This window comes from Limnohabitans sp. (assembly GCF_040401495.1).
Classification (GTDB): Bacteria; Pseudomonadota; Gammaproteobacteria; order Burkholderiales; family Burkholderiaceae_C; genus Limnohabitans.
Genome location: NZ_JBBAOI010000001.1, coordinates 133,672 through 156,043, shown reverse-complemented (window position 1 = coordinate 156,043; position 22,372 = coordinate 133,672). Strand labels below are relative to the sequence as shown.

Sequence of the window (22,372 nt, the reverse complement as noted above, 5' to 3'; positions counted from 1 at the left end):
TAAAACTGAATCACAAAAATAAAGGAATACGATGTCACAAGAAATTCGCACTGACAGTTTGCGTCCTATGACCAATATTCAAATACAACAAACAAGAGAGTTTGTGAAAAGTTTGGATGAGGTGTGCCAAACCTATTGGGACATGGTGAATGTGGGTGATGTGCTGTCAAGAGAATTGCACATTACGCCCGAGTTGGTGATTCTTTATGCAGATGCAGTTGAAGACTACAACTCTTGGTATGAGGGTTGGCGCATGAACACTTGGTATATCCTTGGTGAATCGCCTTTTGGAACCGCAATCGTGCCGCCATTGATGGTGTCGCATTTTGTGTTGTCTGTTCAATTCGATCACACCAAACCTTTTGCCATTGGATCTATTCATACTTATCACGATACTGAAATTTTTGAGCCCATACCTGTTGGTGCCAAAGTTCGCATAAGTGCAAAAGCCATTGATAAATTTATCAAACGTGAGCGGCGCTATGTTCGACATGAAGTCACCGTTGAAGACGTGACATCAGGCTTGCTTTACTTGCGTGAAACCAGAGATATTTTGTCTCTTTGATGGATGTTGATGTAATCTTTAGAAACGACCATGGACTTCAGTAATTACAAAACAATTAAGTTTGAAAGACAAGGCAAAGTCCTTGAAGTGATTTTTAATCGCCCAGATAAATTAAATGCAGTTGATGAGCAAATGCATGGTGAGCTTGCCTGTTTATTTGCTGATATTTCTAATGACTCTGGATGTGAAGTTATTATTCTGACGGGTGCCGGTCGTGCTTTCTCTGCTGGATGCGATATCGATTGGATGCAAAAAATGATCGATATCCCAAATTCATTTGAAAAAACGGCCCGCGAGGCCAAACAAATTATCAATACGCTTTTGGATTGTCAAAAACCAATCATTGCCAAAATCAATGGTCATGCCACTGGCTTGGGCGCTACGATCGCCCTGTTTTGCGATGTTATTTTTGCAAGTGAGGCCGCAAAGATTGGCGACCCCCATGTCAGCGTAGGACTTGTCGCTGGAGATGGAGGGGCTGTCATTTGGCCTCAGTTAATCGGATATGCCCGTGCAAAGGAATACCTGCTAACTGGAGATTTGATATCAGCATCTGAGGCAAGTCGAATCGGACTCATCAACTATGCAGTCCCTACGACAGATCTTGACGCTAAGGTGAAGGAATTCGCCGATCGACTAGCTGCAGGCGCTACTAAATCGATTAGCTGGACAAAGGCATCTATCAATATTGGATTAAAACAACTGGTGCAGTCTGTACTGGAAACTTCTCTTGCTTACGAAGCCATGTCAAGCAGAACCGCTGATCACCAAGAAGCCGTCAATGCTTTTCGTGAGAAGCGAACAGCTCAATTTAATGTCTGAAAGTTATTGTCTGATCATTAGGCAATGACCGTGTATTGTTTAAGCCGATTAAATTTTGACTCGGGGCTATCGATGTCGCGGTGTCAGTGGTCATGCAACTAAATCTAGGGTTTTTACTAATAAAAAACCACACACTTATATATTTCAAAGCATTAGACTATCCAAAATACTGATCAGTATTTAAATTTACCAATTAGAAAGAGCAGTGATTTGCATGGATCAAGTTGATGTTTTGGTCGTTGGGGCAGGTTTTGCCGGTTTGCGGGCCCTGTACCGGTTTCGTTCTCAAGGTCATAAGGTTTTGGTGATTGAGGCCAGCGCAGATATTGGCGGCGTTTGGTACCACAACGGTTACCCAGGCGCTCGTTGCGACGTGGAAAGCTATGACTACTCTTACAGCTTCTCTGCAGAATTAGAGCAAGACTGGCGGTGGAGCGAGCGCTACGCCACACAGCCCGAAATTCTTCGCTATATCAATCACGTGGCAGATCGTTTTGACTTGCGCAAGGATATTCAGTTCAACACCCGCATGATGAATGCAACGTATGAGGAAGCGTCCGCGACATGGGTCATTGCGACCGGAGGTGGCCACTCGGTTCGCGCCAAGTACCTGATGATGTGTGTAGGGCAGTTATCGGCCACGAAGTCACCCGACTACCCAGGCCTATCAAGTTTTAAAGGCGAGGTGATTCACAGCGGTGTTTGGCCCAAACACAAAGTGGACTATGCCGGCAAACGAGTCGCCATCATTGGCACGGGTTCCTCTGGAATGCAAATGACACCCGTCATTGCAAAAGAAGCCAAGCATCTGACGGTGTTTCAACGGACTGCAAATTTCAGCATTCCTGCAGCAAATGCGCCTGTGTCTGATGAAGAAGACCGCACGGTCAAGGCGAATTACCGCGAGCGACGTGAGCGAGCTTGGAATTCAGCAACAGGCTTAGGTTTCATGCCCAATAAAACTTCCGCATTAGATGTGTCTGCTGAGGAAAGAGAAAAAGCCTATGAGGCTGCATGGAACCGATTGGGCTTTGGTTTTGCGCTGACCTATTTCGACATCTTGCTGAAAAAGGAAGCCAACGACACCGCTGCTGAATTCATACGCAAAAAAATTGCCTCTGTGGTGCAAGACCCTGTGCTGCGTGAGAAGCTCACGCCCAAGGGTCATCCCTTTGCTTCGCGCAGGCCGTCAGTCGACAGTGGCTACTTTCAAGCCTTCAACCGCGATAACGTAGAACTGGCGGATGTACGTGAATCACCCATTGTTGAGTTCACCCCTGAAGGTATTCGTACACAGGCGAAGTTACATGCCTTTGACATGATTATTTTTGCAACTGGTTTCGATGTATTCACGGGTTCATTGTTCAAGCCTGACATTATTGGGCGCCATGGCATGACGTTGAAGAAAAAATGGGCCGATGGGCCTGTAACGCACTTAGGCGTTGGTGTTTCTGACTTTCCCAATATGTTCATCGTTGTTGGCCCTGGGAGTCCGTCATTGCTGAGTAATGTGATGGTGTCTACCGAAGAGCAAATCGACTGGATGGCAGCGCTGGTGCAAAAAATGCAAATTGAGGGTTTGGTGGAAGTAGAGGTTCAAGCTGAGGCCGAAAAAATGTGGGGTCAGCACATCAATGACCGCGTGAAAGAAACGCTTTACCTCAGTACCGATTCCTATTACAACGGCGCCGAAGTCAAAGGTAAACCTCGCGTTTTTATGCCTTACTCGGGAGGTGTCCGCGGCTATCGACGTATTCTTCATCGCTGTGCTGAGGAAGGGTATTCAGGATTTACTTTCTACAAAACACCTGCGGCGCTTGAAGTCAGCGCTCTGTTTGACAAAGTCTAAGGGCAGCTCCAATGGTAAGCACCACAGAACCCCACGATATGCGTGAAGCGATTTCACACCTCAAGCGTGAGCGTATTTTGGCGGCGGCCGTCGACCTTTTCTACCGCCAAGGCTATGGCAAAACCACCTTGGAGCAAGTCGCTAATGAGTTGCAAGTTACCAAGCCTTTTATCTATGCACACTTTGCATCGAAAAATGAGTTGTTGGTGGAAATTTGCTCTCGAGCTATTCTTCTGGCCCATGAGTCTCTGAACCGTGCCATGGGGCAAGATGCATCGGCCACCGAGCGTTTGCAAACCGTGGTGCAGGACTTTCTGACCGCCGTATTGACGCATCAGCCGCACGCCATGATTTACAGCCGAGAAGAAAAAGAGTTAGAGCAAAAAGACCGTGATGCGATCAACCAACTGCGCCGTGGATTTGACCGGCGTTTGGTGGAGTTGATTGAACTGGGCGTGAAATCTGGCGAGTTCCATGCTGACGATGTGCAACTCACCGCTTTGGCGATAGGCGGTATTGTGGGTTGGGCACCTGTGTGGTTCCGTGCCAATGGGCGATTGAGTCTTGAGCAAGTCACTTCTTATTTGGCCTCCTTAGCCTTGGCGATGGTGCGTGTCAAACCCATTGCAAATTCCCATGTCAATTGATTCCTCGACACCTACTTTAACCATGGCCGTCGTTGGCGGCGGCACCATGGGCGTGGGCATTGCGTATGTGTTTGCTGTTGCAGGTTGGTCAGTGAGGGTTGTTGAACCCGATGACAAGCGAAGCATCGTGATGCGGCAAACCTTGAAGGATGCAGCTGCAGGGGGGGTGAAGCGTGGCAAGTTGACTTCGCAACAAGCGCTGGCCGCCTCCGAAGGGGTGCAAAGCGTCAGAGCTATTGACCTATTACCCATGGGTTTAGATTTGGTGATCGAGTCGGTGCCTGAGCGACTGGAATTGAAACTGAAAGTCTTGGCCGATATTGCTTTGCGCAAACCTCGCTTAATAGCCAGCAATACCAGTTCCATGTCGATTGATGAACTTGCCTCAGCCGTACCTGATGCCAGCAAGTTTTTGGGAATGCATTTCTTTAACCCTGTGTGGTCTTTGCCCATGGTGGAATTGATCCGTGGCAAAGACACCAGCGAAGACTGCTTGGCACTGGCCAAGTTGTGGGCGCAAAGCACCGGCAAGACCACCATCACAGTGCGTGATGTGCCAGGCTTTGCCACCAGTCGCTTGGATTTGATTGCCTCCTTAGAGGCCATGCGTATGTTGGAAGACGGTGTGGCAAGTGCACAGGATATAGATCACGCCATGGTGACCGCATACCGCCACCCTATGGGACCTTTGCGTTTGAGCGACATCGTCGGGCTGGATGTTCGTTTGGACATTGCTCGACAGCTTAGTCAGTCCCTTGGGCCTCGCTATTGCCCCCCGCGCCTGCTTGAAGAAATGGTGGCCAAAGGTCACTTAGGGCAAAAGTCGGGGCAAGGTTTTTTTGAGTGGCCCATCAGTCGTTGATGAACTTTTTTTTCACTACATCACTTTCATAAACACCATGTCAAATATATTTGGTTCTACTCTGGTTGATACCGCTGAACACCACCCCATGCTGCGTGACAGTGTGGGGAAATTGGTCGGTAGTTTTGGCCGTGCCTACTTTCAAGATGTTGTCAAACGAAAAACCAAGCCCACAGAGCTTTGGAACGCCATGGGAGAGGCAGGTTTTTTGGGTGTCCATATTGCAGAGGAGTATGGCGGTGGTGGCAGCGGTTTGGCCGACTACAACGTCATCGTGGAAGAAACGGCTGCACAAGGTTGCCCTATGTTGTCGCTGGTGATTGGTTCTATTTGTGCGCCCATCATTCAAGCCCATTGCAGTGAGGCTTTAAAAAATGAATGGTTGCCTGGTTTGGCGTCTGGTAAAAAACGCATGTCCTTCGCCATCACCGAACCGAATGCGGGAACCAATACCCATAAGGTCACAACGACAGCGAAAAAGCATGGCAACGGTTGGTTGCTCAACGGCACCAAATATTGGACTTCGGGGGTAGATGAAGCCGATGCCATCATGGTGGTGTGCCGCAGCGAGATGGTTGATGCACAAGGGCGGCATCAACTGTCTTTGTTCATTATTCCCGCCAATGCACCTGGCATCACCAGCACACCGATTGAAACCACTTTGCATGTACCCGAAGTTTCGTTCACCATGTTTTTTGACAATGTGGAAATGGGCCCTGAGTGTTTGGTGGGTGAAGAAGGCAAGGGCTTGCGCAATGTTTTTGCAGGCTTGAATCCTGAGCGTGTCTGTGCTGCTGCCATCAACAACGGTATTTCTCGCTTTGCAATTGAAAAAGGGGCGCAACAATCCAAAGACCGTTCGGTGTGGAGCACACCCATTGGCGCACACCAAGGCATTGCCCATCCATTGGCCAAAGCCTATATCGCGGTTCAGCAAGCACGCTTGATGACCGCACGTGCTGCGGCCTTGTCCGATGCCGGTTCGCCTGATGCGGGCGAAATCGCCAATATGGCAAAGTTTGCTGCTGCTGATGCATCCTTGGAGGCGCTTGACCAAGCGATTCAAATTCATGGTGGTAACGGACTGGCCATGGAATATGGCTTAGCCGATTTGTGGTTCATTGCACGTTTGCACAAAACCGCACCGGTTAGCCGTGAAATGATTCTCAACTTTGTGGCACAGCACAGCTTGGGCTTGCCTAAGAGCTATTGAGCCTGAACCCATGAAGACCAGCTTTGCCGATATTCTTCGACAACTAGCAACAAGCCGCGGGTCGTTGCCTGTCTTGACTTTTGAAGACCAGACTTGGTCGTTTGCGCAATTGCACGAAATGAGTTCTCGCTCGGCCAATGCCTTGAAGGCGGCGGGTGTGGGTGTGGGCGACCGAGTGGCTTTGCTAACCAAAAATTGCGCCGAATGTTTTGAGTTGATGTATGCCTGTAACAAGATTGGGGCAATATTTACTGGTTTGAATTGGCGCTTGGCTCCCGCGGAGATTCAAGCGATTGTGCAAGACGCGCAACCCAAGGTCATCATCGTCGCAGCAGGTGAAGAAGCTTTGCTGACAGACACCAGTCGCAACCTTGCTTTCATACAGCGTATTGTTGTATTGGGTGAAGACTTTGATGGCTGGCGTAATGCGGCCCCTGACAGCGACCCCGGTCATTCGGGTGCGCCAGATGAAGTGGCTTTATTACTCTATACCTCCGGCACCACTGGTTTACCCAAAGGCGTCATGCTGACCAACCAAGGCATGTCATTCACGCCGCGTTTGGCGGCAGAGTCGTGGGGCATGGATGCGGACAGCGTGAATTTGGTGGCCATGCCCATGTTTCACATAGGTGGTTGTGGTTACGGTTCAGGCACCATGACCGTGGGCGGACACACCATTTTGCTGCGCGAGGTCAACCCATCTCGCATCATTGATGTGATCGCCAAGCATAAGGTTACTCACACTTTTTTGGTGCCCACCGTGGTTCAAGCCTTGCTGGAAGTACCGAATGTCAAAGAGGCTGAACTTGGTAGCTTGGCCTTGTTGATGTATGGCGCAGCACCCATGGGGGACGTGTTGTTGCGCAGGGCGATGGATGTGTTGGGATGCCAATTTATGCAAGCCTATGGCATGACCGAAACTGCGGGCACAGTCGTGGTACTGCCACCCGCAGACCATGAACCCGAAGGCTCACGTGCATCCCTTCTCAGTTCTGTTGGTCGTGCATTGCCTTGGGTGGACTTGCGGGTGGTGGACCCTCACACCATGAGCGATATGCCCATAGGGCAGGTGGGAGAGATTTGGTTGCGTAGCGAGATGCTCATGCAAGGCTATTGGAACAAACCCCAAGAAACCGCTGAAACATTGCTTGAAGGCGGTTGGTTGCGCTCGGGCGACGCGGCTTATCTGGATGCCGATGGCTACATCTACCTCTTTGACCGTTACAAAGACCTGATCATTTCAGGGGGTGAAAATATTTACCCAGCGGAAGTTGAAAACGTTTTGAATGGACACCCCGCTGTTTTGGAGGTGGCCGTCATTGGCATACCTCACGCACGTTGGGGCGAGTCACCGCGAGCGGTGGTGGTATTGCGTCAAAGCATGCAAACCACCGAGCAAGCATTGATCAGCTACACCCGCGAGCATTTGGCGCATTACAAATGCCCCACCTCCGTGGTGTTCATCAATCAATTACCGCGCAATGCCTCGGGCAAATTGCTCAAGCGTGAACTCAGGCGTATTTACTTGGAAGAGTCGTCGACATGAGCGGCGTATCCCTTGTCAACAGCACGCCCGTGCAATTGATGCGGCGCTGGGTAGTTGACTATTTCAATAGCCATGATGCTTCGGTCGCCCATGAATTCATTGTGCCTAGCTATACCTTGGAGATTGGCGACTACACCTTTGCAGGCCGCGATGAGCAGTGGTTGCCCGCGGTGCAACAGCAAATGCAAGCATTCCCCGGCATGGGTATGACGGTGCATCAAGTGGTTTGCTCGCATGACCGCGTGGCTACCTATTTCAGCGAACACGGCACCTCTGGTGGACGTACAGCGGTTTGGTCGGGTGTGGGCATTTACCGCAGTAACGGCAACCAACTCACCGCTTGTGTGGCGCAAGAAGACTATATGACGCGGCAGCGTCAACTCAAAAGCGGGGTAACAGATCCTGTGGAGTCGCCTTCTCCCAATCCGTGGGATACCGAGGCACTAGCGCCCAACCCTGCAGCTGAAGATGCGGTGAGACAGTACTTGCTGCACCCTTGGCCAAGTAGCTTGCCTTGTTTGCGATGCGACGATGAACACATCATCGGCACCCCATTGAAGTTTGAAGTCACAGGGGTTGAATTCACTGAGCTTTTTTCTTCGGGTGAGCACGTGGCTTTTCATGTGCGACAAACAGGTCTTTACCGTGGCGGTTTTACTGGTTTGGCTGCTGACGAAAAGCCCATGCTGCTCAATACCAACGGCATTTTGCAAGTGCAAAACGGACGCGTGGTATCGGGGCGTGTGGTTAGGGACAGGTTGGGTTTGAAGGCCCGTTTACAAAAGGCTGCAACATGAGCGTTGAACCTAGTGTGCGTGTAGAGCAAGAAGGCAAGCTGCTTGTCATCACACTTTGCCGCCCCGCAGTGCGCAATGCGATTGACCGCGCCACCTCGCAAGCCTTGGCAGACGCCATGGACAGACTCGACAGCGATGACACTGTCACTGTTGGCATTTTGACGGGTGAGGGTGGGCATTTTTGTTCTGGTATGGACCTTAAAGCATTTGTCAAGGGCGAGCGCATAGAACTGCCTGGGCGTGGTTTGGGCGGCATCATTGAAACACCGCCTCAAAAGCCAGTCATTGCTGCTGTCGAAGGTTTTGCTTTGGCTGGTGGTTTTGAAATTGCGCTGGCCTGCGACCTGATCGTCGCAGCAGACAACGCGCAGTTTGGCTTGCCTGAAGTCAAGCGTGGCTTGATCGCAGGGTCAGGTGGGCTGATACGGTTACCCCAGCGCATCCCCCGACAAATCGCCATGCAATACGCTCTTACAGGTGACATGATGTCGGCCAATGAAGCCCGTCAATGGGGTTTGGTTAATCTGCTGACTTTGCCTGGAGAAGCTCTCAGTGGTGCCAAGACCTTGGCCCACAAAATTGCGGCCAACGCCCCTATGGCAGTCAGTGTCAGCAAGCAAGTGGTGAGCGATTCCTTGCATTGGCCCACTGATGAGCGTTGGCAACGGCAAAACGCCTTGCTTGAAAGCATCATCCATTCCAACGACGCAAGAGAGGGTGCCACTGCCTTCAGTGAGAAGCGTTCTCCCATTTGGACAGGGACCTGATGTACACCGCGCTTGACCCTGACGCCCAAGCACTGTTGGTTCGTGCCAAGGAGGCTGCGTATCCCCCCTTTGAGGCCTTGACACCTGCTCAATGCCGCAAAGCCTATGCTGCCAGTTGGGACATCATGCAGTCACCAGGTGGCGAGGTGGCTTCTGTGCGCGATATACAAATCGAAGCTGAGGCGACCCTGACGCTGCGGGTTTACCGAGGTGCTCAAACACAAGACACTGAAGTTTTACCTTGCATGGTGTTCCTGCATGGCGGCGGTTGGGTGATTGGCAATTTAGAAAGCCACGACCGCATGTGCCGACAACTGGCCAACACAGCGGGTATTTGCGTGGTGGCAGTGGACTACCGTTTGGCGCCAGAGCACCCTTATCCCGCCGCTTTGCAAGACGCGGCTGCTGCCTTGCAATGGGTAGTGGCCAATGCAAACGAGTTGCAGATTGACCCGCATGCAGTGGGTGTGGGTGGTGACAGTGCGGGGGGCAACTTGGCTGCTGTCTTGGCATTGATGTCGCGGGACGGCGATGTGCCAAAACTTTGTTTTCAAGCCTTGCTCTACCCAGTGACGGATTTGACTTGCCGATTTCCCTCTTATGAGCGTGTTCGAAGTGACTTGCCCTTGACCTCATCGACCATGCGGTATTTTATTGACCATTACATTCCGTTTGGCGTCGATAAAACCAATTGGCGCGTCTCGCCGCTGAATGCTTCTACATTGGCTGGCGTGGCCCCTGCCTTGGTGTTGACCGTGGCGCATGACCCCTTGTGTGATGAGGGCCGTGCCTATGCCCATCGATTGGACGAAGCGGGGGTGCGTGTGGCTGCATTGCATTTCAACGACCAGATGCATGGATTGCTCAGCCAAGGTCGGTTTATTTCCATGGCCAACACCGTTGCCCATCATGTTTTCAGCTTGGTGGGTCATGCCCTTCATCAATCCTTAAAAATACATTCACAGGAGACACCATGACAATTCAATCTAAACCACAAAAAACCTACTTAGCCCAACTGAGTTTGTTGCTTGCTGCAACTTGTATGAGTTTGACCGCTTGGTCACAAGATGCGCCGCAAGACGGCGTTTACAAAGACCGTATCGATTGGGGCGTGCTCATGGACATGAGCGGCCCAACATCCGCATCACAAGGTATCTGGGTCAATGGTTTTCGCGACTACATGCGCCGTGTCAACGAAGGTGGGGGTGTCTTTGGTCGCAAGATCAACGTCTTGGCTGAAGACAACCGTTTCAATGCAGCCACCGACAAAATTGCGTTTGAAAAATTGGTCAGTCAAACCCCTGTGATTGCCATTTCTGGCATGGGCACTTCCGTGTCGCAAGTGGCTTTGGCTCCCACCATCAAGGCGGGCAAAGTGCCGATTGTGGGCACCTACACGACCACCAAGGCGCTGTCTGAGCCGGTCACGCCCATGGTCTACAACGGTTTTTGCGGCTACAAGTCCATGGCCCAAGCAGGTGTGGGCTACCACGTCGATACGCTCAAACTCAAAGCCCCCAAAGTGGTGACTTTGGCGATTGAAACCGCTGGCGGCAAGGAATACCACGACTATGTGGCCGAAGCTGTGACCAAGTTGGGTGGTACTGCTAGCCATCTGACCGTGAAAGTCACTGCGGTGGATGTCACGCCGCAAATTTTGGAAATCATGAACCTCAAGCCCGACTTCATCACGATTTATGGCGTTTCCAATACGGCTATTTTGACCATGAAAGCCTTGGCTCAATATGGCTTGAACATCCCCACCTTTGGTATCACCTACTTGGGCGCACCGCAAATGTTTCAAAGCATGGGCGCACAGGCAGCAGCGAACTACAAGTTCATCAGTTGCTTTACCCCAGGTGGCGTTGACCAGTCGGCTGGCAACAAAGCCATGTCGGCTTATGCCGACAGCATCGGTCGTGGCGACATGAAGCAAGACATCAACTACGTAGCGGGTTGGGTAACAGGACAAATGGCGACAGAGGCCTTGACCAAGTTGGGCAAGAACCCCACACGTGCTCGTTTGATTGAATCCCTGTCCAAAGGCTTTACCGTTAACAGCCAAGGCTTGGCTGCACCCTTTACCTATTCTGTTTCCAACAACACCGGACCGGTGGTGTTCAAGTTGTTCGGCTTCGATTTTGCTGCTAACAAATTCAAGTCTTACGGTGACTTTGCTGACTACGAAAAATACACCCGCTGAACCGATTCACATAACTTAAGCGAACCCAACCATGTTTGAACAAGTTTTTTTCAGCGGCCTGGCCTTGGGCAGTATTTATGGCCTAGTAGCGTTGGGTTTTGCTGTTATTTTCAAAGCCACGGATGTCTTCAATTTTGCACAGGGCATGTTTGTGGTGTGTGGGGCTTATTTGGCAGTAACAGCCATTTCCGTTTTGCAACTGCCTTTTCCGCTGGCCATTGTGTTCATCGTCGGTGCAGCAGCCTTGTTAGGTGTCTTGATCCATATGGCGCTAATCCAACCCTTGTTGGGCAGGCCCATGTTGTCGGTCATCATGCTGACCATTGCGTTGTCGATCGCTTTACGCTCTTTGATTGAAATGATGTTTGGCCCACAGGGGCGTTCTTTAACCACGCCCATGCCCATGGGTGTGCTTATGCTGGGCAGTGTGCGTATCTCTTATTTACATCTGACAGCTGCTTTGGTCAGTTGGGCTTGCATGGCTGGGTTTGGTTTGTTTTTCCGCTTTACCTCGGTGGGTTTGCTCATGCGGGCATCTGCTGACAGCCATGAAGCAGCCGTGGTCTCTGGAGTGAATGTCAACACCATGAACCGCTTGGCTTGGGCCATTGGCAGTACCTTGGCAGCCGTAGGCGGATTGTTCTTAGGGCAATTACAAATAGCCTCAACCGAGCTTGAGGGCATTGGTTTGTTGGCGTTGCCTGCGGTGGTGATTGGTGGCATGCAAAGCATTCCTGGCGCCATTGTGGGGGGCTTGTTGGTAGGCATCATCGAGCAGATGGCCTCTACCTATATATCCCCCAAGTCCAGCGACATCATTATTTATGTTTTGTTGTTGCTCATACTCATGGTGCGTCCTTGGGGTTTGTTTGGACAGCGAGAGCTTGGACGCGTTTAAGCGACTACAGCGTATATGAACACGACAAGTACCAAACAATCCACCACCCACTTCAGCGCTTGGGTGTGGTTAATTTTTTGGGCCAGTGCACTGGCTTATTTGCCCACACTACTCACTGAACGTGCGTTGTTTGGCGTGGCTTTGTCCAACACGCAATTATTGAATTTAGGACTCACCCAAATCAACCTGATGCTGATCTCTATGCTGGGTGCACTGTCTTTGAACTACTTGACGGGTTGCGCAGGTTTGATCTCTATAGGGCATGCTGCTTTTTTTGCGACCGGCGCATTGGCGGCGGCCATTTTTGACAACCAACTCGGCTTACCTTTCCCATTGGTGTTGTTGGCTTGCGCAATGGCCGGCGCGTTGGTGGGCACTTTGGCTGGCTTGCCTTCTTTGCGGGTAAGGGGTTTGTATTTCGTACTCTCGACATTGGCAGTGCACTATGTGGTGACGTATGTGTTTTTAGAGTACCAGTTCAAGTTCTTTGATGTGGTCGGCATTCCGTATGCCGCGCCTCGCATTGCAGGTTTCGAGTTAAACACGCCATCTCGCTGGTACGCCTTCTTGTTGCCCTTGGTAGTCTTGGTCTATATGGGGTTGAAGGTCAGTTTGCAAAGCCGTGAAGGCTTGGCCATGCGGGCCATGCGTGACCATGAGTTGGCCGCCACCTCTGTGGGCGTTGACGTTCGCATCCTGCGATTGAAGGCCTTTGGTTTGAGTTCGGCCATCGCATCTGTGGCTGGTGCGTTGTTCGCCTATTACCTGACCAATGTCACCTCGGAAGCTTTTAATATCCAATTTGCCATTCAGTTCATCGCCATGATCATCATTGGCGGCATGGGTTCGTTGTCGGGTTCCTTGGTGGGTGCAGCCATTTGGTTGTTATTGCCCTCCATCATCGGTGGTCTGTCGCCTCAGTCCAGTGAGGATGGCGGCTTCATAGGCAAGCTGCTGGTGGAAAACCGCGCCCAGTTGGTGCAACTGATTTTCAGTCTGTTAGTCATCGTGTTTTTGATTTTTGCGCCAGACGGTGTCGCCGGTTTGGTGCGCAATTTGAAAAACCGACTCGCTGCGTGGAGGCAAAGTCAATGAGCTTGGTTTTAGACATTCAGGGTTTGAGTGTGGCCTACAACCGAAAAGGCTTGGCCTTGGAAGACGTCAGTATGCGTGTACCCAGGGGCGGAATTGTTGCTTTGTTGGGCGCCAATGGCGCTGGAAAAACCACGCTCATTCGAGCAGTGACGGGATTGCTGGATTTGCACCATGGTCATGTCACTGCAGGACAGGTTCGACTGTCTGGAGAAATTGTTTCGGGTTTGCCTGCACACCGTTTGGTGCGTTTGGGCATGGGGCAAGTACCGGAAGGGCGTTTGGTTTTCAAGCACCTGAGTGTTGAAGACAACTTGCGTGTGGGGGCAGCTGTGTTGCCACGTGCGCAGGTGCAAGACGGCTTGGATGCTGTCTACCATTTGTTCCCACGTTTGTTGGAGAGACGCCAGCAGGCAGCAGGTTGGATGTCAGGCGGAGAGCAACAAATGCTGGCCTTGGGCCGCGCCATGATCGCCAAGCCTAAATTGTTGTTGGTGGACGAGTTGTCGCTTGGATTGGCACCTCTTATCGTGCGCGAAATTTACAAGCAGTTGCTGGTGATTGGTGAAACCTTGGGGACCGCCATGTTGGTGGTAGAACAAAACGCTAATCTGGCTTTGTCTTTCGCACAGTCTGCTTATTTGCTCAAGCAAGGGCGGGTTGTACTGTCTGGCTCAGCTGCCGAGGTATCTGCCAATCCTTTGATGAAATCGTCCTATTTAGGTGAAGCCAAAGTAGCAGGGGAGTCTTCACTATGAAGCCTGCCATGTTGAGCATCTCCCATTTGGCCATGCGTTTTGGTGGCATCACCGCCTTGGACGACGTGTCGTTTTCCTTGAAGCAAGGTGAAATTACCTCGCTCATTGGTCCCAATGGCGCTGGCAAAACCACTTTGTTCAACTGCATCACGGGCATGTACACACCTAGTCATGGACAGGTGTTCTTCAAAGGCACAGACATTACTGGCATGGCCGCGCACCAGATCGCTCAGCAGGGCATGGCCAGAACATTTCAAAACTTGGCTTTGTTCGGTGGACTTACTGTGATTGAAAACCTCATGACGGGTGCTTATCTGCAAGGCTCAAGCGGTTTGTTACAAGGTTTTTTCACCTCTCCAAAGGCAAGACGTGAAAAACGTGAAGCCCATGCAGCAGCTTTGAAGATGCTGTCTTTTCTGGACATGCAAGCAGATGCAAATGCTTTGCCTGCAGAGCTGTCCTATGGGCGGCAAAAGCAGGTGGAGTTTGCCCGCGCCTTGATGCAAAAGTCCTCGTTGGTGTTGTTGGACGAACCCATGGCCGGCATGAGTTCTGCAGAAAAAGACAGCATGTCTGCGCTGATTCAAAAAGTGCGTCTTGACTTGGGCGTCAGTTTCCTGATCGTCGAGCATGACATTCCTGTGGTGATGGATTTGTCCGACAAAATTGTGGTGCTGGATTTCGGTCGAAAAATTGCCGAGGGTCCGCCCCAACAAATCCAAAACGACCCCGCTGTGATCGCCGCCTATTTGGGCGCTGAGCACTGATTTTTTCCCTTTCCTTTTATTCAATTCAGAACGGATATATACCCATGAGAGAAGCTGTCATCGTGTCTACCGCCCGCACAGGTATTGGCCGAGCCTTCAAAGGCTCTTTGAACCACACCAAGTCGCCCAGTCTGTTGGGTCACGTCATTGCCCAAGCTGTACTGCGTGCTGGCATTGAAGGCTCTGAAGTGGAAGACGTGGTCATGGGTACCGTGCTCACTTCAGGCACTGCTGGCATGAACTTGGCGCGAAACGCTGCTTTGGCTGCAGGTTTGCCTGTCACGGCCCCAGGTCAAACCATGGATCGCCAATGCGCTTCTGGCTTGATGGCAATTGCCACTGCGGCCAAACAAGTGATGGTCGACGGCATGGACGTGGTGGTGGCCGGTGGTCAAGAAAACATCACCGCTGAGCAAAAAGCCTATTTTGAAAGCGCCATGGCGGGAAAAGACGCAGCACTTGAAAAACGTGTTCCCCATGTGTATATGCCCATGTTGCAAACCGCTGAGTTTGTTTCTCGCAAGTACAACATCAGCCGTGAAGCACAAGACCTGTACGCATTGGAGTCGCAGCAGCGTACTGCAGCAGCACAACAAGCGGGTCGGTTTGACCAAGAGATTGTGCATTTTTCAACTCAGATGGCCGTGGCTGACAAAGCCACCGGCGTCATCAGTTACAAAGATGTGGTGCTGAATAAAGATGAGAGCAACCGTCCTGACACATTGCTAGAAGGTTTGACTTCACTCAAGCCTGTGATCGAGGGTGGTGTGGTGACTGCAGGCAACGCCAGCCAGTTGTCCGATGGCGCCAGTGCTTGCGTGGTGATGGAAGCAGGTTTGGCGCAGCGCCGTGGCTTGCAAGCCTTGGGTATTTACCGCGGCATGACAGTGGCGGGTTGTGCGCCTGAAGAAATGGGCATAGGCCCCATTTACGCAGTGCCTAAATTGCTCAAGCAGCATGGCTTAAAGATTGACGACATTGGCCTATGGGAATTGAACGAAGCCTTTGCCTGCCAAGCTATTTACTGCCGCGATCAATTGGGCATCAACCCCGATATTTACAACGTCAACGGCGGCAGTATCTCCATTGGACACCCCTATGGCATGACTGGCGCACGTTTGGTGGGCCATGCCTTGATTGAGGGCAAGCGCCGCGGTGTTAAATACGTGGTGGTCACCATGTGCGTAGGCGGCGGTATGGGTGCGGCAGGTTTGTTTGAGGTTGCTTGAATACGTCAGCGTTTGAATAAAGGGGTTTGCCATGCCACGACGTTTTGTTGATATCTCCATCTACCTTGAAAACGATGTGGTGAGCGACCCTCCTGCGTATGCGCCGCAGATCGAATACCTCACTCACCAAAATACGGTGTCACAAATCGAACCATTTTTCCCTGGTTTGAAAAAAGAAGACCTGCCCGACGGCGAAGGCTGGGCCGTGGAGTTCGTCAAACTGTGTACCCACAACGGCACGCATTTGGATGCACCCTACCATTACCACTCGACCATGGACAAGGCCAGTGGTCAAGCCAAGCCTGCCATCACCATCGACGAGGTACCGCTGGAGTGGTGTTTCCAGCCGGGGGTCAAGCTCGACTTTCGTCATCTGCCCAATGGCCATGTGGTGACGGCCAAGGAAGTAGAAGCTGAACTTCAACGCATACAGCACACACTCAGCCCATTGGAAATTGTGGTGGTCAACACCGCAGCAGGCAAGCGTTATGGCCAAGCCGACTATGTGGCGACTGGTTGCGGCATGGGCTACGAGGCCACCATGTATTTGCTCGAGCGAGGAGTGCGTCTCACCGGCACCGACGCGTGGAGTTGGGATGCGCCGTTTGTGCACACTGCGCAAAAATATGCCGAGACGGGCAACGCCGCTTTGATATGGGAAGGTCACAAGGCGGGGCGCGATATTGGCTATTGCCACTTAGAAAAGCTGCACAACTTGGAAGCTTTGCCGCCAAGTGGTTTTTACATCAGCTGCTTTCCCCACAAGATACGTGGTGCTTCAGCGGGATGGACCCGTGCGGTGGCAATATTTGATGAACTAAGATAGGCGCTTAGATTTCGGAGCAGTAGATGGAATTTCACGAGCCAGATTGGTGTCAGGTGCTGGGTCGCTTGGAAAAAAGACTTTTTCACATCATGGCCTGGGGCATGTTTGTGGCTTGGTGCATTTACCTTTGGCGAGAAGGCTGGATTGACCAATGGTCAGTTTTCCCATTACCTGAAGTTTGGCAAGATGAAAACACGTGGGCTTTAGGTTTGCAAGCTGCAGGAATGGCTGTCAGCTATCTCTTAAGCTATTTGGGTGTTTTGTTACTTTTTTTAGGCTTGCCGCGCTCCAAAGACCGTACCGATTGGTTGCTGTTCCAAACAGCCGCGCGTGAAGACATCTTGGCTCGGCGCAAAGCGGTACTGCAAGCCCAAAGAGATTTAGAGGTCTTGGAGGAGGTGACGCTCACCGAAATTTCTTCAGCCCAAAACGTTGGTAAAACTTAACGTTCTTCGAGCTTTCCATCGGAGTGCAGGGCAAAACGCCCCTTGTCGTGGGCATGTACGGGGTCGGGTGTCTGCCAAGGCCAGCCGCCAAATTGTGTACGGCGGTAGTCCTCAAACGCTTGCTCTATTTCATTCCGGGTGTTCATCACAAAAGGGCCGTGCTGCGCCACCGGTTCATTAAGAGGGCGGCCTTGCAGCATCAGCAGTTCGCTGGGGCTGTTGCCATTGATAATTTCAATTTCCTCTTGCGCTCTAACCTCAACCGCTGATTTCACATCAATGAGCTGCCCCTGCATGTGCAAGCCCTCACCTTGAAACACATACCACTGGCGACGGGTTCCCACCTGCGCAGTCGGTGGTGTCCAGCGCGCACCTGCAGCCATGCGAACCGTGAAGATGGCCACATCCGCGCTGGGCTGACTGGCCCAAGAATCGGGGGGCGGGGGTAAGCCCTTGGCGTCTTGCAAGCTGCCTGCGACCACACGGATGTCGGTAGCCAAGCCTTGGGTGTCAAGGTGTCGCACATCTTGAATTTGTTCACTCCACAGCATGGTGAAGTGCGGTTTAACCATTTTGTGGCTGGCAGGCAGGTTGAGCCAAATTTGAAACAACTCGGCAGTATTGGCTTGGTCGGTATGGCGTAAGGGAAACATTTCGCAATGCACGATGCCTTGGCCTGCAGTGAGCCATTGCACGTCGCCTGGGCCAAAGCGGGCGGTGGCGCCCAGCGAATCGGAGTGATCGATATGTCCTTGGCGCACGATGGTGACTGTTTCGAAGCCGCGGTGAGGGTGTGCGGGAAAACCTGGAATGGTCATGCCGTGGTACATGCTCCAGCCATCTTTGCCTGCAAAGTCTTGGCCTAGATTGCGCCCAGACAAAGAGGCTTGTGGCCCCATGGCAGCATTACCTTTGGGATAGTGGTCTAGGTGGTGAACGCAAAACAAAAAAGGGTCTATGGTTTGCCAAGGAAAGCCCAAAGGCTGTATGCGAAGAATGGGGGAGGTGCTCATGGTTTGCAAAGTTGGGTCATGAGTTGCTCGAACACGCTGCCAGGTGGGGGATGAATCAACTGCGTGCCAGGGTAGGTGTTGCGCAGTATGGAGCCGCCAGCCATGTGGTCGTTGAAGACAACGATATTGATGTCTCGCATACGCTGTTGCGCACAATCGAACTCGTGCATGGTCTTGACCGACAACACACCAAAGGCACCCACGGGGGCATGGTGGTCAAACAAGGTCCAAGCGCGGACCATGGGGCTGGTTTGCACCAACTGGCTTTCAAGATACCAATCGCCATCGTTGGCTTTGGAGAGGCTTTGCCATTCAGCCTGCGCTAGGCCGCACAGACAACACAGGAGGAGCATCGACAGGTGTTTTTTCATGATTGCGCTTTCACCCATTGCAGGGATTGGTTCCACAGTTGTTCAGCCAATTGTGCATCTTGTGCAACGCGAGATGGGGTTTTGACGCGGCATTTATCGTAGTACAAGCCGCTTTCACTCGCCGATGCTTGAAAGGCGCAGTAGAGCGTGGTTTGCGCCCCTTCTTCGGGTGTGAGCAGTCCACGCAGGCGTAACAAGGGCCTGAAAAAACCAGGCACTTCACGCCACACCTCGGTATCAACCACGCCGGGGTGCAAGGAATACGTCGACACCCCAGAACCTTCCAAGACCTTGGCCAAATGGGCGCTGAACAAAATATTGGCCAGCTTGGACACACCGTATTCGCGGGTACCAGTGAGGCTGCGCGTGGGTTGTTGCAGGGCAGGCCAATCCAAGCCTTGGTAAGCCATCAAGTGGGCGCGACTGGCCACCGTCACCACCCTTGCTGGCGCAGAGGCTTTAAGGGTATCGAGCAACAAATGGGTCAGCAAAAAATGCCCTAGGTGATTCACGCCAAAAGCCATCTCGAAGCCTTGGCGGGTTTGCCCCTTGTCACCTGCCAAACCCGCGTTGTTGATCAGCAAGTGCAAAGGCAGTTGACGCGACAAAAACAGTGCTGCACATTCGCGCACCGAGTTCAAGTCGTCAAGTTGCAGTGGCAGGTAAAAAGCTTTGTGGGTGGTTTGGGTGGTGGCATGAATTTCGTCGATCACGGCTTGTGTGCGCTGTGCTGAGCGACCCGCCAAAAAAACGGTGAAGCCCGCTTGCGCCAAGCGCAAAGCAGTGACTCGACCTATACCGATATTGGCACCGGTGATGAGGGCGACGCGTTCTTTGTGTGAAGCGAAAGGGCTGGGGTTCATGGGGCGGTGTCGTCAAGCAAACCGTGGCGCATGGCTAGCAAGGTCATTTCGGATTGGTTGCTAAGTTGAAGTTTTTGTTTGACCTTGTACAAGTGAGTGCCAACCGTTGAAGCAGACAAGCCCAAAGCTTGGGAAATGTCCAGTACCGAGCGCCCTTTGGCCAGCAATATAAAGACTTCGAATTCACGCGGGGAGAGTTTATCGATGTCTTGCGTATCGCTGTCGTTGCGCTGGTTCGCCATGCGCAGCGCAATGATGGGGTCGATAAAGCGCTGGTTACGTGCCACCATGCGCAAGGCGTCAATCAAGACCTCGGGGGCTGTTCGTTTGGATAAATAGCCCAAAGCACCCGCCTGCAAAGCACGTTTAGCGTAGCTGCTGTCCTCATGCGCCGACAGGGCCAAGACGCGAACCTGCGGGTCAAGCGCAAACAAGCGTTTGGTTGCTTCAATGCCGCCCATGCCCGCCATGGCGATGTCCATCACGACCACCTCGGGTCGGTGCAGGGTGTAAAGCGCCAAGGCCTCCTCACCGCTATTGGCCTCTGCCACCACTTCCACATCGTCCCAAGTCTGTAACAGGACTTTGAATCCGCTGCGCACCACAGCGTGGTCGTCTACCAAAAGAAGTGTCAATTTAGCCATGTGACAGATTGTGGCCCAGCGGCAGCACCGCCCACACCCGTACGCCAGAGGGGTGCAAAGATTCAAAGCGAAAAGTCCCGCCCAGGCCTTGGGCTCGCTCGCGCATACCAATGACGCCGAATTGGCCGGAGTCTGCCCAGTCGGGGGTGGCCCCTATGCCGTTATCGCTGACATCGATGTGCAGTTGTTGGTCAATCACAGACAGCAAGATGGTGATCTGGCTGGCCTTGGCATGGCGCAAAGCGTTGTTCAGTGACTCTTGCACGATGCGGTAAGTGGCTGTGGCCAAACTGGGTTCAATATCTTCCAGTGGCGTGTGCAACTGTAAATGGATGCGCGTGTCGGTATGTCGGCTACGCGCATCTTCCACCAAATCTTGCAATGCATCTTGCAGCCCAAAGCGGTCCAGCGCAAGTGGGCGCAGCTGGCTGACGAGTTGGTGTACTTCTTCGTATATCGCGTCGGCACTTTCAATCACCATGCGAGCAGCGTTTTCGGTATGGGCGTCGACTCCTTTGGCACGCAATGCCATGGCTTGCCCCAAGCTTTTGATGGCTGTGACTTGCTGGCCAAGTTCATCGTGCAGTTCTCGTGCGATTTGGCCGCGCACTTCTTCAATGCGGGTTTGGATGACTTGGGTGAGTTCGCGGTTTTGCGCCAGCGCTAAGGTGGCTTCACGCGCTTGGGTTTGTGCTGCAATGCCTTCTTGTACCGATTGCGCCATCGCATTGAAGGCTTCTCCCATGACCTTAGCCTCTTTGCCGTGCATGGCGGGCAGTCGGGTGCCGTAACTGCCACTCTCCATGGCTTGCAGACCTTGTAAAACCTTTTGCAGGGGTTGCATAGCCCGACCGACCAACACAAACACCAGTGCATTACCCAACAAAAAACCTGCAATCACTGTCAGCACCATGGGCTTGAAGTCATCCCAGCCATCCAAAATAGCTCTAGAAGGGTCGGCTCGCAACAACAACAGGCCATCGGAGACAGGTATTTCGCGGGTATGTACCGAGGGCGAAACAATCCGTGAATACCATTCGGGCGCATCGCGTCCGGCTTTGTAAACAGGTGGAGGCGAATGGTAGACCACATCATCTTGTGCGTTGCGAAGTTCAATTTCGTTGGCACGTATACGGCCGACTGTGGCGAGAAATTGCGCCATATCCTCTAAAGAACTGTTGCGTGAAACGGCTTGCAAGCGCGACAGCAGTTGGGTGGCAACGATGCTGGCGCCCTCCATCTCCTCACGAACACTTTGACGGGTGTTGTCGAGTTGCAGGTAAATCAGCAAGGATGCAAACGTGGCCAGAAGCACGCCCATGATCAGGTTGATTTGCAGGCGCAGTCCCATGGGGATGATCAGTCGATGGCCGTGCCCATCATCCACAGCTGGGTTGAGCGTGCGCCGCTGCGGCAAAACGCCAGTACGGGGCTAGGAGCAGACTTGACCAAATCGGCCATCTGTACGACTTGCTCGGGGGTGATGCTGCCGCTGATGACAGGTAAGTAGTGGTAGGTAAGGCCAGCCGATTCGGCAGCCGCTTGCATTTGTGCAGAGGTGGGCTGATCGGGGCCGCCCTCCATATCAGGGCGGTTGTTGATGACGGTACGAAAACCATGGTTGGCAATCGCCACCATGTGCTCAGGAGCGAGTTGGGGGGCGGTGGAAAAATCGGCGTTGTGTTGGGTGACTTGCATGAAAGATTCCTGTGATTGTCAATGATGACCATCGCTTTTGGCGGGAGCAGCGGCAGGAGCTTCTTTGCTTTCCTTGCCCTTGTGGCCTTTGGCACCTTTGCCAGCATTGTGACCGCACAGCATACCCAAGACTTTTTCAGCCACGGTGTCTCCCGAGACGGGTTTCCAAGGCGTCGACACCGCACTGGTGAACAATGTTTTGCCTTCGCCCATGGCTTCGGACTTGGAAGAAAAAGCCAGTGTGCGTCGGCGTTGATCGTGGCAGTCGTATTCCATCAAGGCCAAGCGCGACATGGCGCCGGTCTTGGCGCGTTCGCGCAGATCGATCAAGTGCCATGCTTGCGGGTAAACGCTGCTGGCACGTACTTTATCGGGGTCTATATAGACCACCGCAAGGTAGTTTTCATCAACGGCTTCCCATTCGGCCAAGGCCAACCATGGCTGAAGGGCTAACCACAGCAAAAGCATCCATTTCATACAACGCATCGGACATCCT

At 52.4% G+C, this 22,372-nt stretch carries 25 protein-coding genes; 18 read left to right on the top strand and 7 right to left on the bottom strand.

Annotation, left to right across the window (positions count from 1 at the left end; all coding sequences use genetic code 11):
* Positions 1-31 precede the first annotated feature (31 nt).
* The 18 genes from AC9UEO_RS00775 (at position 32) to AC9UEO_RS00690 (ending at position 17,287) form a co-directional block, all read left to right on the top strand.
* A complete protein-coding gene (locus AC9UEO_RS00775; protein WP_509528633.1) occupies positions 32-565 on the top strand; it encodes a hypothetical protein in 534 nt (177 codons plus the stop codon).
* 30 nt (positions 566-595) lie between these two features.
* On the top strand, positions 596-1,387 hold the full coding sequence (locus tag AC9UEO_RS00770; protein WP_509528631.1) for an enoyl-CoA hydratase/isomerase family protein: 792 nt from the start codon (positions 596-598) through the stop codon (positions 1,385-1,387).
* Between the two features lie 214 nt (positions 1,388-1,601).
* On the top strand, positions 1,602-3,236 hold the full coding sequence (locus AC9UEO_RS00765; protein WP_509528628.1) for a flavin-containing monooxygenase: 1,635 nt from the start codon (positions 1,602-1,604) through the stop codon (positions 3,234-3,236).
* An 11-nt stretch (positions 3,237-3,247) separates the two neighbouring features.
* On the top strand, positions 3,248-3,883 hold the full coding sequence (locus AC9UEO_RS00760; protein WP_509528626.1) for a TetR/AcrR family transcriptional regulator: 636 nt from the start codon (positions 3,248-3,250) through the stop codon (positions 3,881-3,883).
* Positions 3,873-4,745 carry a 3-hydroxyacyl-CoA dehydrogenase family protein gene (locus AC9UEO_RS00755; RefSeq protein ID WP_509528624.1) on the top strand — a complete coding sequence of 291 codons (873 nt, stop codon included), beginning with the start codon at positions 3,873-3,875 and terminating at the stop codon, positions 4,743-4,745. Before AC9UEO_RS00760 ends, AC9UEO_RS00755 begins: the two co-directional genes overlap by 11 nt.
* A gap of 37 nt (positions 4,746-4,782) precedes the next feature.
* Positions 4,783-5,958, top strand: a complete 1,176-nt coding sequence (locus tag AC9UEO_RS00750) for an acyl-CoA dehydrogenase family protein (RefSeq protein ID WP_509528621.1) — start codon at positions 4,783-4,785, stop codon at positions 5,956-5,958.
* A 10-nt stretch (positions 5,959-5,968) separates the two neighbouring features.
* On the top strand, positions 5,969-7,504 hold the full coding sequence (locus AC9UEO_RS00745; RefSeq protein WP_509528620.1) for a long-chain-fatty-acid--CoA ligase: 1,536 nt from the start codon (positions 5,969-5,971) through the stop codon (positions 7,502-7,504).
* Positions 7,501-8,301 carry an ester cyclase gene (locus AC9UEO_RS00740; protein ID WP_509528618.1) on the top strand — a complete coding sequence of 267 codons (801 nt, stop codon included), beginning with the start codon at positions 7,501-7,503 and terminating at the stop codon, positions 8,299-8,301. Before AC9UEO_RS00745 ends, AC9UEO_RS00740 begins: the two co-directional genes overlap by 4 nt.
* Complete coding sequence (locus AC9UEO_RS00735; RefSeq protein ID WP_509528616.1) at positions 8,298-9,068, top strand: crotonase/enoyl-CoA hydratase family protein; 771 nt, start codon at positions 8,298-8,300, stop codon at positions 9,066-9,068. The genes AC9UEO_RS00740 and AC9UEO_RS00735 overlap by 4 nt, the downstream gene beginning before the upstream one ends.
* Positions 9,068-10,045 (top strand): alpha/beta hydrolase, encoded by a 978-nt coding sequence (locus tag AC9UEO_RS00730; protein ID WP_509528614.1) that lies wholly within the window; start codon positions 9,068-9,070, stop codon positions 10,043-10,045. The genes AC9UEO_RS00735 and AC9UEO_RS00730 overlap by 1 nt, the downstream gene beginning before the upstream one ends.
* Positions 10,042-11,271, top strand: a complete 1,230-nt coding sequence (locus tag AC9UEO_RS00725) for an ABC transporter substrate-binding protein (RefSeq protein ID WP_509528612.1) — start codon at positions 10,042-10,044, stop codon at positions 11,269-11,271. The genes AC9UEO_RS00730 and AC9UEO_RS00725 overlap by 4 nt, the downstream gene beginning before the upstream one ends.
* A 31-nt stretch (positions 11,272-11,302) precedes the next feature.
* Positions 11,303-12,169 carry a branched-chain amino acid ABC transporter permease gene (locus AC9UEO_RS00720; protein WP_509528609.1) on the top strand — a complete coding sequence of 289 codons (867 nt, stop codon included), beginning with the start codon at positions 11,303-11,305 and terminating at the stop codon, positions 12,167-12,169.
* Positions 12,170-12,184: 15 nt separating this feature from the next.
* Positions 12,185-13,264, top strand: a complete 1,080-nt coding sequence (locus AC9UEO_RS00715; RefSeq protein ID WP_509528606.1) for a branched-chain amino acid ABC transporter permease — start codon at positions 12,185-12,187, stop codon at positions 13,262-13,264.
* Positions 13,261-14,019: an ABC transporter ATP-binding protein gene (locus AC9UEO_RS00710; RefSeq protein WP_509528603.1), complete on the top strand. Its 759-nt coding sequence runs from the start codon at positions 13,261-13,263 to the stop codon at positions 14,017-14,019. Before AC9UEO_RS00715 ends, AC9UEO_RS00710 begins: the two co-directional genes overlap by 4 nt.
* Before the next feature lie 8 nt (positions 14,020-14,027).
* On the top strand, positions 14,028-14,786 hold the full coding sequence (locus AC9UEO_RS00705) for an ABC transporter ATP-binding protein (RefSeq protein WP_509528601.1): 759 nt from the start codon (positions 14,028-14,030) through the stop codon (positions 14,784-14,786).
* A 44-nt stretch (positions 14,787-14,830) separates the two neighbouring features.
* On the top strand, positions 14,831-16,015 hold the full coding sequence (locus tag AC9UEO_RS00700; protein ID WP_509528599.1) for an acetyl-CoA C-acyltransferase: 1,185 nt from the start codon (positions 14,831-14,833) through the stop codon (positions 16,013-16,015).
* A gap of 31 nt (positions 16,016-16,046) precedes the next feature.
* On the top strand, positions 16,047-16,841 hold the full coding sequence (locus AC9UEO_RS00695; RefSeq protein ID WP_509528597.1) for a cyclase family protein: 795 nt from the start codon (positions 16,047-16,049) through the stop codon (positions 16,839-16,841).
* Between the two features lie 23 nt (positions 16,842-16,864).
* The gene (locus AC9UEO_RS00690; RefSeq protein ID WP_509528594.1) at positions 16,865-17,287 is read left to right on the top strand and encodes a hypothetical protein; all 423 of its coding nucleotides are present in this window, start codon (positions 16,865-16,867) and stop codon (positions 17,285-17,287) included.
* Here the strand turns inward: AC9UEO_RS00690 and AC9UEO_RS00685 are convergent.
* Genes AC9UEO_RS00685 through AC9UEO_RS00655 form a run of 7 tightly spaced genes read right to left on the bottom strand, consistent with a single transcriptional unit; the run spans position 17,284 to position 22,353 of the window.
* The gene (locus AC9UEO_RS00685) at positions 17,284-18,300 is read right to left on the bottom strand and encodes a pirin family protein (protein ID WP_509528592.1); all 1,017 of its coding nucleotides are present in this window, start codon (positions 18,298-18,300) and stop codon (positions 17,284-17,286) included. The two genes, AC9UEO_RS00690 and AC9UEO_RS00685, sit on opposite strands and share 4 nt — an antisense overlap.
* On the bottom strand, positions 18,297-18,671 hold the full coding sequence (locus AC9UEO_RS00680; protein WP_509528590.1) for a surface-adhesin E family protein: 375 nt from the start codon (positions 18,669-18,671) through the stop codon (positions 18,297-18,299). The genes AC9UEO_RS00685 and AC9UEO_RS00680 overlap by 4 nt, the downstream gene beginning before the upstream one ends.
* Positions 18,668-19,534 carry an SDR family NAD(P)-dependent oxidoreductase gene (locus AC9UEO_RS00675; RefSeq protein WP_509528588.1) on the bottom strand — a complete coding sequence of 289 codons (867 nt, stop codon included), beginning with the start codon at positions 19,532-19,534 and terminating at the stop codon, positions 18,668-18,670. The genes AC9UEO_RS00680 and AC9UEO_RS00675 overlap by 4 nt, the downstream gene beginning before the upstream one ends.
* Positions 19,531-20,178 carry a response regulator gene (locus AC9UEO_RS00670; RefSeq protein ID WP_509528586.1) on the bottom strand — a complete coding sequence of 216 codons (648 nt, stop codon included), beginning with the start codon at positions 20,176-20,178 and terminating at the stop codon, positions 19,531-19,533. The genes AC9UEO_RS00675 and AC9UEO_RS00670 overlap by 4 nt, the downstream gene beginning before the upstream one ends.
* On the bottom strand, positions 20,171-21,529 hold the full coding sequence (locus AC9UEO_RS00665; RefSeq protein WP_509528584.1) for an ATP-binding protein: 1,359 nt from the start codon (positions 21,527-21,529) through the stop codon (positions 20,171-20,173). The genes AC9UEO_RS00670 and AC9UEO_RS00665 overlap by 8 nt, the downstream gene beginning before the upstream one ends.
* An 8-nt stretch (positions 21,530-21,537) precedes the next feature.
* Positions 21,538-21,876, bottom strand: coding sequence for a protein tyrosine phosphatase family protein (locus AC9UEO_RS00660; RefSeq protein ID WP_509528582.1), 339 nt, complete (start codon positions 21,874-21,876; stop codon positions 21,538-21,540).
* 18 nt (positions 21,877-21,894) lie between these two features.
* Positions 21,895-22,353: a surface-adhesin E family protein gene (locus tag AC9UEO_RS00655; RefSeq protein WP_509528580.1), complete on the bottom strand. Its 459-nt coding sequence runs from the start codon at positions 22,351-22,353 to the stop codon at positions 21,895-21,897.
* Positions 22,354-22,372 lie beyond the last annotated feature (19 nt).

Bases quoted from the DNA above. Each gene is read 5' to 3' on its own strand.
- AC9UEO_RS00685 (WP_509528592.1), bottom strand. From the start codon at position 18,300: ATGAGCACCTCCCCCATTCTTCGCATACAGCCTTTGGGCTTTCCTTGG.
- AC9UEO_RS00755 (WP_509528624.1), top strand. From the start codon at position 3,873: ATGTCAATTGATTCCTCGACACCTACTTTAACCATGGCCGTCGTTGGC.
- AC9UEO_RS00715 (WP_509528606.1), top strand. From the start codon at position 12,185: ATGAACACGACAAGTACCAAACAATCCACCACCCACTTCAGCGCTTGG.
- AC9UEO_RS00720 (WP_509528609.1), top strand. From the start codon at position 11,303: ATGTTTGAACAAGTTTTTTTCAGCGGCCTGGCCTTGGGCAGTATTTAT.
- AC9UEO_RS00655 (WP_509528580.1), bottom strand. From the start codon at position 22,353: ATGAAATGGATGCTTTTGCTGTGGTTAGCCCTTCAGCCATGGTTGGCC.
- AC9UEO_RS00705 (WP_509528601.1), top strand. From the start codon at position 14,028: ATGTTGAGCATCTCCCATTTGGCCATGCGTTTTGGTGGCATCACCGCC.
- AC9UEO_RS00665 (WP_509528584.1), bottom strand. From the start codon at position 21,529: ATGGGACTGCGCCTGCAAATCAACCTGATCATGGGCGTGCTTCTGGCC.
- AC9UEO_RS00710 (WP_509528603.1), top strand. From the start codon at position 13,261: ATGAGCTTGGTTTTAGACATTCAGGGTTTGAGTGTGGCCTACAACCGA.
- AC9UEO_RS00725 (WP_509528612.1), top strand. From the start codon at position 10,042: ATGACAATTCAATCTAAACCACAAAAAACCTACTTAGCCCAACTGAGT.
- AC9UEO_RS00700 (WP_509528599.1), top strand. From the start codon at position 14,831: ATGAGAGAAGCTGTCATCGTGTCTACCGCCCGCACAGGTATTGGCCGA.
- AC9UEO_RS00730 (WP_509528614.1), top strand. From the start codon at position 9,068: ATGTACACCGCGCTTGACCCTGACGCCCAAGCACTGTTGGTTCGTGCC.
- AC9UEO_RS00750 (WP_509528621.1), top strand. From the start codon at position 4,783: ATGTCAAATATATTTGGTTCTACTCTGGTTGATACCGCTGAACACCAC.
- AC9UEO_RS00770 (WP_509528631.1), top strand. From the start codon at position 596: ATGGACTTCAGTAATTACAAAACAATTAAGTTTGAAAGACAAGGCAAA.
- AC9UEO_RS00690 (WP_509528594.1), top strand. From the start codon at position 16,865: ATGGAATTTCACGAGCCAGATTGGTGTCAGGTGCTGGGTCGCTTGGAA.
- AC9UEO_RS00740 (WP_509528618.1), top strand. From the start codon at position 7,501: ATGAGCGGCGTATCCCTTGTCAACAGCACGCCCGTGCAATTGATGCGG.
- AC9UEO_RS00670 (WP_509528586.1), bottom strand. From the start codon at position 20,178: ATGGCTAAATTGACACTTCTTTTGGTAGACGACCACGCTGTGGTGCGC.
- AC9UEO_RS00760 (WP_509528626.1), top strand. From the start codon at position 3,248: ATGGTAAGCACCACAGAACCCCACGATATGCGTGAAGCGATTTCACAC.
- AC9UEO_RS00675 (WP_509528588.1), bottom strand. From the start codon at position 19,534: ATGAACCCCAGCCCTTTCGCTTCACACAAAGAACGCGTCGCCCTCATC.
- AC9UEO_RS00765 (WP_509528628.1), top strand. From the start codon at position 1,602: ATGGATCAAGTTGATGTTTTGGTCGTTGGGGCAGGTTTTGCCGGTTTG.
- AC9UEO_RS00680 (WP_509528590.1), bottom strand. From the start codon at position 18,671: ATGAAAAAACACCTGTCGATGCTCCTCCTGTGTTGTCTGTGCGGCCTA.
- AC9UEO_RS00775 (WP_509528633.1), top strand. From the start codon at position 32: ATGTCACAAGAAATTCGCACTGACAGTTTGCGTCCTATGACCAATATT.
- AC9UEO_RS00745 (WP_509528620.1), top strand. From the start codon at position 5,969: ATGAAGACCAGCTTTGCCGATATTCTTCGACAACTAGCAACAAGCCGC.
- AC9UEO_RS00735 (WP_509528616.1), top strand. From the start codon at position 8,298: ATGAGCGTTGAACCTAGTGTGCGTGTAGAGCAAGAAGGCAAGCTGCTT.
- AC9UEO_RS00695 (WP_509528597.1), top strand. From the start codon at position 16,047: ATGCCACGACGTTTTGTTGATATCTCCATCTACCTTGAAAACGATGTG.
- AC9UEO_RS00660 (WP_509528582.1), bottom strand. From the start codon at position 21,876: ATGCAAGTCACCCAACACAACGCCGATTTTTCCACCGCCCCCCAACTC.